7 protein-coding genes and 1 riboswitch are annotated in these 8,884 nt (G+C 43.0%); of the genes, 4 read left to right on the top strand and 3 right to left on the bottom strand.

Features of this window, described 5'->3' with window-relative positions; translation table 11 throughout:
• Window positions 1–96: 96 nt before the first annotated feature.
• Window positions 97–2,337, bottom strand: a complete 2,241-nt coding sequence (ptsP, locus tag Xentx_RS20325) for a phosphoenolpyruvate--protein phosphotransferase (protein WP_074020283.1) — start codon at window positions 2,335–2,337, stop codon at window positions 97–99.
• 9 nt (window positions 2,338–2,346) lie between these two features.
• On the bottom strand, window positions 2,347–2,877 hold the full coding sequence (rppH, locus tag Xentx_RS20320) for an RNA pyrophosphohydrolase (protein ID WP_074020282.1): 531 nt from the start codon (window positions 2,875–2,877) through the stop codon (window positions 2,347–2,349).
• A gap of 122 nt (window positions 2,878–2,999) precedes the next feature.
• Window positions 3,000–3,104: riboswitch (TPP riboswitch) on the top strand.
• Between the two features lie 134 nt (window positions 3,105–3,238).
• Here rppH and thiB point away from each other — a divergent pair.
• From thiB to Xentx_RS20300, 4 genes are read left to right on the top strand one after another with little or no spacing between them, the layout of a single operon-like run.
• Complete coding sequence (gene thiB, locus Xentx_RS20315; protein WP_074020281.1) at window positions 3,239–4,252, top strand: thiamine ABC transporter substrate binding subunit; 1,014 nt, start codon at window positions 3,239–3,241, stop codon at window positions 4,250–4,252.
• Complete coding sequence (thiP, locus tag Xentx_RS20310) at window positions 4,228–5,832, top strand: thiamine/thiamine pyrophosphate ABC transporter permease ThiP (protein WP_074020280.1); 1,605 nt, start codon at window positions 4,228–4,230, stop codon at window positions 5,830–5,832. Before thiB ends, thiP begins: the two co-directional genes overlap by 25 nt.
• Window positions 5,825–6,523 carry a thiamine ABC transporter ATP-binding protein ThiQ gene (gene thiQ, locus Xentx_RS20305; protein WP_074020279.1) on the top strand — a complete coding sequence of 233 codons (699 nt, stop codon included), beginning with the start codon at window positions 5,825–5,827 and terminating at the stop codon, window positions 6,521–6,523. The genes thiP and thiQ overlap by 8 nt, the downstream gene beginning before the upstream one ends.
• Window positions 6,524–6,558: 35 nt before the next feature.
• On the top strand, window positions 6,559–6,852 hold the full coding sequence (locus Xentx_RS20300; RefSeq protein ID WP_074020278.1) for a BrnA antitoxin family protein: 294 nt from the start codon (window positions 6,559–6,561) through the stop codon (window positions 6,850–6,852).
• Between the two features lie 61 nt (window positions 6,853–6,913).
• Here the strand turns inward: Xentx_RS20300 and Xentx_RS20295 are convergent, their stop codons facing one another.
• On the bottom strand, window positions 6,914–8,593 hold the full coding sequence (locus Xentx_RS20295) for an ArnT family glycosyltransferase (RefSeq protein ID WP_074020277.1): 1,680 nt from the start codon (window positions 8,591–8,593) through the stop codon (window positions 6,914–6,916).
• Window positions 8,594–8,884 lie beyond the last annotated feature (291 nt).

Here is an 8,884-nt window from a genome sequence, read left to right as displayed (position 1 = left end):
CAATTCCGATAATTTGTTCCATGGGACACCTCTTCATATTTTGCTGATGTATTCAGCATGGCTCACTGGAGCCGATTTGGGGAGGTGTCCATTTCATTACCCTCGAATCAAGCCACCCAAGCCATGCGATTCCATAAATTCGGCTGAGAGCGCTTTGACCTCATGGCTGGTTTCAGCTTGCAAAATCAATTTAATAAGATGCTCTAGTTCTTTAGCATCCAAGTGGCGTAATAAATACTTAGTACGCGGAACGCTGCGGCCACTCATGCTCAGGCTACGATAACCTAAGCCAAGCAATATGAGTGTTCCCATTGGTAAACCTGCCATTTCTCCGCATATGCTAACAGGGAGATCAAGTCGCTGGCATTCATCAAAAATGCATTTCAGGGCTCTAATCACCGCAGGATGTAAATTATCATATAGCGAAGCGACGTGTGTATTATTGCGATCCACGGCAAGCAAATACTGAGTTAAATCATTTGTACCAATAGAAACAAAATCAATCCGTTGCTTTAATTGGGGCAGCAAAAAAAGGGTAGAAGGTACTTCAAGCATCATACCAATTTGGGGCATTGTGATGGTATCGGTTAGTGTTTGCTCTACTTCAATTTTCGCTCTCTCAATCAGTTTTCGAGCTTCATCAATCTCTTCAATACTGGTTACCATCGGCAAGAGTATTTTTAAATTGCCAGTCTGTGCATTAGCTTTTAGCATCGCCCGAAGCTGAATCAGGAATATTTCCGGTTGATCCAGCGTGATGCGAATTCCCCGCCATCCCAAACAAGGGTTTTCTTCATTGATGGGCATATAGGGAAGTTGTTTGTCCGCGCCAATATCCAGTGTTCTCAATACGACTGGCTTATCAGGGAAAAGCTCCAGTATCTCTTGGTAACGATTTTTCTGCTCATCTTCTGATGGGAAACCGCTATGCAGCATAAACGGGATTTCTGTGCGGTATAGCCCAATACCGTCAATATTATCTTCTATCTGCCGTTCATGTTTCAGACTCAAGCCTGCGTTAAGCTGCACCAGAACCCGTTCTCCACTTTTTAGCCGCGCTTGTTTCTGCTGTTCATATTCAGCTAATTTGCTGATAATTTGTTCTTCTTCAATAAGTTGTTGGTATTCTTGGGCAACCAGGGGCTCTGGTTCAATAAAAATCTCTCCACGATAACCATCAAGAATTAGTGTCCGGTTGTGCAATAACTCAGGCTGGATATCCGCACCCATGATAGCGGGAATACCCATCGCCCGAACCAATATTGCAGAATGGGAGTGAGTCGCGCCATCGCGCACAATCACACCAACCAATTGATCTTGTGGCAATTCAGCCAACAAGTTGGCACTGAGTTCATCAGCAACCAGTATAAAACGCTGCGGCCACTGCCTTGTGCCCGTGAAGGAGCCATTCAGATGAAACAGTACCCGTTGGCCGAGTGCCCGCAGATCCGATGCCCGCTCGCGCATATAAAGATCTTGCAAGCTGGCAAACTGTTCAGCATATTTTTCAATCACAGTTTTAACCGCCCATTCCGCCACAAAACCGTTATCGACGGAATAAAACAGATCTCGCTTGAGTTGAGGATCATTTAATAAATGAGAATAGAGATCGAAAATGGCGGCACTTTCTTTCTGTGAACTGGCAGTAAAGCGTTTACTGATACGACGGCACTCAGCGGTTGCTTCTTCAAGGGCAAAAGTCAGCCTGGAGCGTTCAGCCTGATAATCCAGGGTCGATGCTTCAGTCACTTGTTCCAACAAAGGCTGGGAACGATCTTGCCATCCCTGTGCCATAACAATGCCATTAGAAATGGTAAGCGCCTTAATGCGGGTCTGACGATACTGGCCGAATAACCCTTTTGTTTGCGCCTGAGCGAGAACAGCAGCAAGCTGCATCGCCAATGTCACCATGAAAGATTCTTCACTTTCATTAAATAACCGTCGCTCATATTGCTGGACGACTAATATTCCCTGCAATTGGCGACGATAAATAATCGGTACACCTAAAAAAGCCCGCAAGCTTTCTTCTCTGACCTGAGGAATATATTTAAAACTAGGATGGTCACGGACATCAGCGAGATTAATTAATTCGGATAAACGCCCAACTTGTCCCACAACGCCTTCATCAAAAGAGAGACTAATTGCTTGCCCTTTGGGTTTTCTTAACCCCTTGGTTGCCATCAGGTAATAACATTGCCGCTGATGATCCGCCAAATAGATAGAGCAAACATCCGTACCCATTGCCAGACACATTTCATTGACTAATAACTCAAGCGCTTCAGATAAATTAGCTGCCATCGCAACCTTTTCGACAATTTCCCGTAAGCGCATGAGCATAGCAATGACCTAACTTTTTCTACGGCGATGTAAATAAGGTGAAGGTAATAATGAAGTGGGCTCCGGCGTTGACATCACAATAGAAGAGAATTCTTTCATCACACGACGATATACATCTCGTTTAAAAGAAACGACCTGCCGGACAGGATACCAATAACTAACCCAGCGCCAACCATCAAACTCCGGTGTCTTACTACGCTGCACATTAATATCCGCTTCATTACACAATAACTGCAATAAAAACCAACGTTGCTTTTGCCCGATACAAACAGGCTTTGTATCCCAACGCACCAAACGCTTGGGTAATTTGTAACGCAACCAACTCCGGGTTGAGGCGAGAACCCGTACATCTTTGCGATTTAAACCAACTTCTTCGAACAACTCGCGATACATCGCTTGCTCTGGTGATTCCCCTGGATTGATACCCCCCTGAGGAAACTGCCAGGAATGCTGCCCATAACGGCGTGCCCACAGAACCTGCCCTTGGCGATTACAAATTACAATTCCTACATTCGGGCGGTAGCCATCATCATCGATCACCAGACTACCTCTCGATATAACAAATTTAAAAAGATAGCTAATTGTTTCACACTCATCTCAAGCGGTAAACCTAAACCTCTATGATTAGACTTTGCAGACGTAGCCGAAATCTCTACAATACCGCTATCTCAACGGGGTGCGACTGTCGCAAAACAGTACTGCTGAGAATAAACCCGTCGAACCTGAACCGGTTAGTACCGTCGTAGGGATTTGAGACGCTAATCATTGATATAACAGATGTCATTTTCATTTAGCACCTTCTCAGATCCTTTGCTATCTGCTAATAACAAACATTAGTCATTAATGTATATAAACATCAATATTTTTTAACTATTGATATATGCAACTATAGGAGAGCAAAGTGTTTACGAAATTATTTTCCAGCTTTATTGCTATCAGTATTCTGTCTATTTCTGGCAGTGTCTTTGCTCAAACAAACCAGGCAAAACCTACCCTGACAGTTTATACTTATGATTCATTTTCCTCTGAATGGGGACCAGGGCCTGCCATCAAAAAAGCCTTTGAAGCAGAATGTGGCTGTGAACTGAAACTTGTTGCGTTGGAAGATGGTGTATCTTTGCTGAACCGTTTAAGGATGGAAGGAAAAAAAACACCAGCAGATATTATACTGGGGTTAGATAACAACCTGATTCAAGCCGCTCAGCAAACAGGGTTATTCACACCAAGTCACATCGATACCTCAAAACTGAAATTACCCATCGCATGGCACAACACGACGTTTATTCCTTACGATTACGGTTATTTTTCCTTTATTTACAACAAAAATACCCTGCCTCATCCACCTAAAAGTATGGATGAATTAATCAATAGCCACCAGGACTGGAAGATTATTTACCAAGACCCACGCACCAGCACTCCAGGCTTAGGACTACTGCTCTGGATACAAGAACTCTATGGCGACAAAGCCGCTCAGGAGTGGCAAAAAGTTGCCAAAAAGACACTCACCGTCACTAAAGGCTGGAGTGAAGCCTATGGCCTGTTTCTGAAAGGTGAAGGTGATATGGTGTTGAGCTATACCACGTCACCTGGCTATCACATTATGTCAGAGAAAAAAGATAACTACGCGACCGCTATCTTCAACGAAGGACATTATTTGCAGATTGAAGTGGCCGCTCAAGTGGCCTCAAGTAAACAGCCAGAACTGGCGAAAAAGTTTATGAATTTCATGCTCTCTCCAGCATTTCAGCAAGTCATTCCAACAACCCAATGGATGTATCCTGTCATTGATATCCCTTTGCCCGACGTTTTCAAACAACTTCCCATTCCTGAGAAATCTCTGCAATTCAGCGCAGATGATGTGGCAAAACACCGTACAAAATGGATCCGTACATGGCAAAGCGCTGTAAGCCGTTAATCGCGGGTTGGTTATTGCCGGGGGTTATTGCCTCCGGCCTGTTAATTATGGTTGCCCTGTCAGCATTCGGGACGCTATGGTTCAATGCGCCTGAAAGCCATTGGCAGGAATTCTTGCATGACAGTTATCTCTGGCATGTCATTCGATTCACCTTCTGGCAGGCATTTCTATCTGCCGTCTTATCGGTAATACCCGCTATTTTTCTGGCGCGAGCACTTTACCGTCGCCATTTTCCAGGAAAGACACTATTTCTGCGCTTATGCGCCATGACCTTAATTCTCCCTGTATTGGTTGCTCTGTTTGGTATTCTCACCGTTTATGGTCAGACTGGCTGGCTGGATAATATTTTCCAATGGATAGGCGTTGAATATCGTTTCACACCTTATGGCCTACAGGGGATTTTGCTGGCACATATTTTCTTTAATATGCCAATGGCTACACGGTTATTACTGCAATCTCTGGAGAGTATTGCCATTGAGCAGCGCCAACTTGCCGCCCAGCTCGGTATGAGTGAATGGCAACATTTTCGTTTTATTGAGTGGCCTTACCTGCGCCGCCAAATTTTACCGACGGGAGCACTGATTTTTATGCTGTGCTTTGCCAGTTTCGCGACGGTTCTTGCTCTTGGCGGTGGCCCAGCCGCAACGACCATTGAACTTGCCATTTATCAGGCTCTCAGCTATGACTACGATCTTGGTCATGCCGCCCTGCTTGCCTTGATACAACTTTTTTGTTGTCTCGGTTTGGTGCTCCTTAGCCAAAAACTTAAAGGCGCACTTTCCGTTGGTTATGGGCATCAACAACAATGGCGTAATCCACAGGATTCATGGCTGCAAAAATTATCTGATGGTTTACTGATTGGCATCGCGTTACTGCTATTAATTCCTCCTTTATTGGCGGTCATTGTTGATGGACTGAACCGTGATATTTTTAATGTTTTAAGCCAAACAGCTTTATGGCAAGCCCTTACAACCTCCATTATTATTGCGCTGGGTGCCGGATTACTGTGTGTTATTCTCACCATGATGTTGCTATGGAGCAGCCGCGAATTACGCTTACGCCATTTCTCTCAATGGGGACAAGCAATGGAAACCAGTGGATTGTTGATCCTTGCTATGCCGGGGATCGTCCTTGCCACCGGTTTTTTTCTCCTGCTAAACACAACGATTGGTCTCCCTCAATCGCCTTACGGACTGATTATCCTGACCAACGCATTGATGGCGATCCCCTACGCACTCAAAGTATTGGAAAATCCAATGCGTGATCTGGCAGAGCGTTACAATCCCTTATGCCGTTCTCTCAATATTCAGGGAATGCACCGCCTGTATTGGATCGAGCTTAAGGCATTAAAAATTCCATTGGCACAAGCGTTGGCTTTCGCGTGTGTATTATCTATTGGCGATTTTGGTGTGATCGCCTTATTTGGCAATGAAGATTTCCGCACTTTGCCTTATTACCTTTCCCAACAAATTGGGGCATATCGCAGTCAGGATGGCGCCGTGACCGCATTTCTACTGCTCCTGCTGTGTTTTGTTTTATTCACTGTAATTGAACGCTTACCGAGCCGACGCCATGATTAAACTTGAAAATGTCATTTATACTTATGAACACTTTGCCATGCATTTTAATGTGAGCGTAAAAGCTGGGGAACGCATTGCGATCCTTGGCCCTAGCGGGGCGGGTAAAAGTACACTGTTAAGTTTAATCGCGGGGTTTCAGTTTCCAGAACACGGTACTATCTGGCTGGATGGCGGAAACCATACAAACACGTCACCTTCCAGACGGCCTGTTTCGATGTTGTTTCAGGAAAATAACCTGTTTTCCCATTTAACCATTGAGCAAAATATTGGTTTGGGATTGCATCCGGGATTACGGTTAAGTGCTGAACAAAAGCAAATGCTGCAACAGATTGCCTCTCAAGTGTCACTGGAGGAGTGTTTATCGCGCCTGCCCGCTCAACTTTCTGGCGGACAACGCCAGCGAGCAGCATTGGCACGTTGTTTAGTCCGCCATCAACCGATTTTATTGCTGGATGAACCCTTTTCGGCACTTGATCCGGCTTTACGCAATGAAATGCTGGAATTACTGGATCAAATATGCAGTGAACGACAAATGACTTTACTCATGGTATCCCATAATCTTGATGATGCAGCCAAAATCGCTCCACGATCTTTGCTGATTGTGGATGGCAAGATTCATTACGATGGGGCGACGGAGAAATTGGTGAGTGGCAAGGCTGCGGAGGCGGTGGTTTTGGGGATAACCACTTAAATAGAGCTTGTTAGAGCGGAATGAGAGGAAACGTTATGAGCATGGTTAGATATAAAAGAAGTGAACTACCGCCTCTGACAGAAAAGCGAGCATCTGAACTTAAGACGCAGTCTGATAGTGATATTGATTATAGTGATATTGCGCCGTTGGATGACGCTTTCTGGAAAAAAGCAGAACGAGGACAATTTTACCGTCCGGTAAAAACACAAGCTTCAGTTAGGATTGATTCTGATGTGTTGGCCTGGCTTAAACAACCAGGAAAAGGTTATCAGACGAGGCTTAACGCTATCTTACGTGAAGCAATGATACGTGATTTACATCGAAAATAATCTCTATACTGCCCGCAATAGCGGGCTTTTTATACTTAACGTATGATACCTTCTGTATCACTCAACCCACTTTCTTATAAACAACTAAATTCTCACTATCTCGATTTGGCCTATGTCCATGCCAAAATAGCGTCATCCCTTCGGGGGCGGGTTCTATCTCTTCGGATAATACAATTAACCAATCACATTTTTCGGGCGTTTCAAATTTACGCTGTTGTTGATGCAAAACACGGGCAAAGTAATAAAGCATTGGCGCTTCTGATTCCCCAATATAATATGATGCCATACAGTCATTATCTTTATACACTCCCGCTAGCTTCTGTTTTAGGTCAAGAAACGCCTCTTTATACCCCTTAGTGTAATCAATCCAGCCAACAAATAATGTAAATACTAATCCCCAAACTGTAGCAATACCTAAAACCCAATTTTGGGCAGCGCGCAAGTCCGGTGATTTAGAAAGAAGCCAACTTTTAGCTATCCATACCGTAGTGATCAAGGCAGCAGCAGTAACAATAAATCCCGAAAAATGCATTTGATAACTCATTGGCAGCCATCGGCTAAATGGGGTTAACCAATGCTTATAGTCAGTGGAAAGCGACGAAAAATAACAAACCCATAAAAAGATAATCAGGGCAGACCAAAATAGGGAAGAAAATAGGGTTAAATATTTATAGATTATTGATGGTATTTTAATAAAAACCCCTGTAGCCAAAATAGCCATGGGTGCAATAAAAGGCAGTAAATATAATGCACGACCAGAGGCTGATATTTGTAATAGAACAACCCCTAATACAACAAAGGCTGCACACAAGAAATAGTGTTTATCTGACAGAATTTTAATTGGGTTTGTTAATATAAAGATAAAAGCCAATATTCCTGATGGCAAGGCAAACAATAGCACTGCCTCAGGGATCATGGTCAAATTTCCCCTTGCCCCAAGATCTTCAACAGAAAAACCTAAAAAGCGACCGATATTGTTATCCCAAAGCCAGATTTTAAATAAATCAGGATGTTCAATAAATAACATGACCGGCCACGGCAGGATTAAAACCAGTGCAATGATCCCTGACAATAAAGCATTTAGCCAATATTGTTTGGTTCGGCAATGTCTAAGGAAAACGGGAGCCAGAACAAGGCAAATCCATAATAATCCCGGAATAAATACCCCTTTTGATAAGAGTGTTACAGTCGTACCTATGATCAACCATAAACAGGAGTAACCTGTTTTTTCGTTTTTGATTAATCCCAGTAAACCATATAATCCGATAGTTGTTCCGGTTATTAGTGAGGTGTCAGTAAACATATCGTGGCTGTGGCGAACTAATCCAGGTGCACTGGCATACAAAGCAAAAGCTATCCATATTCGACTGTCTGTAAAGTTTTTGACATCAAATACGCGACGTGCCAACAGAATAAAAAAGGAAAAATTGATCACTGAAAAAAATAAAGAGGCTGTCCTGGCGGCATCGTGCATCGGAAGCCAATGGGATAATAAATGGATAAATGAAGTGGCTGTCCAATAATATAAAGGGGGCTTTTCCATAAAAGGTTGACCAGCATTCATTGTTACCAACCAATTCCCTGTTTCATACATGGTATGAATAATGCCAAAACTGTAATTTTCATCTTGTTTCCAGGGTGTATGTCCATAAACACCGGGTAACAAATATAGTAGAGTAAAAGCGATAAATAATAGCAAGGATTTGATATCTGTTTGCGTCAATTTATTGGAGTTATTCATTAATATTTACCAGATTCAGTTAATGTTTCATTCTTTCAAAAAAATTAATTGGATATCACCCAATTAATAATAACAACAAAATAGACTTAAGTTTGAAAAAAACAATGAATCATTTTGATTATTTAAAGCAGTTAATATCTCTTTGGTAACAATTAATTTATTATAAATAATATTATTATCGCTTTATTAATTAATCAGAACCACCCGCATAGCGGGTGGTTTGCTCTAGCCCTATAAGGGCATGTTACCGACTGCGCCTAAATGACGCGGCTTTCTCTTCGTTCAAGCTAA

The sequence above is a fragment of the Xenorhabdus thuongxuanensis genome (genome assembly GCF_001908095.1).
Taxonomy (GTDB): domain Bacteria; phylum Pseudomonadota; class Gammaproteobacteria; order Enterobacterales; family Enterobacteriaceae; genus Xenorhabdus; species Xenorhabdus thuongxuanensis.
This window is presented reverse-complemented; position numbering and strand designations above follow the sequence as displayed.

Bases quoted from the DNA above. Each gene is read 5' to 3' on its own strand.
- ptsP (WP_074020283.1), bottom strand. From the start codon at position 2,337: ATGCTCATGCGCTTACGGGAAATTGTCGAAAAGGTTGCGATGGCAGCT.
- thiP (WP_074020280.1), top strand. From the start codon at position 4,228: ATGGCAAAGCGCTGTAAGCCGTTAATCGCGGGTTGGTTATTGCCGGGG.
- thiQ (WP_074020279.1), top strand. From the start codon at position 5,825: ATGATTAAACTTGAAAATGTCATTTATACTTATGAACACTTTGCCATG.
- Xentx_RS20300 (WP_074020278.1), top strand. From the start codon at position 6,559: ATGAGCATGGTTAGATATAAAAGAAGTGAACTACCGCCTCTGACAGAA.
- Xentx_RS20295 (WP_074020277.1), bottom strand. From the start codon at position 8,593: ATGAATAACTCCAATAAATTGACGCAAACAGATATCAAATCCTTGCTA.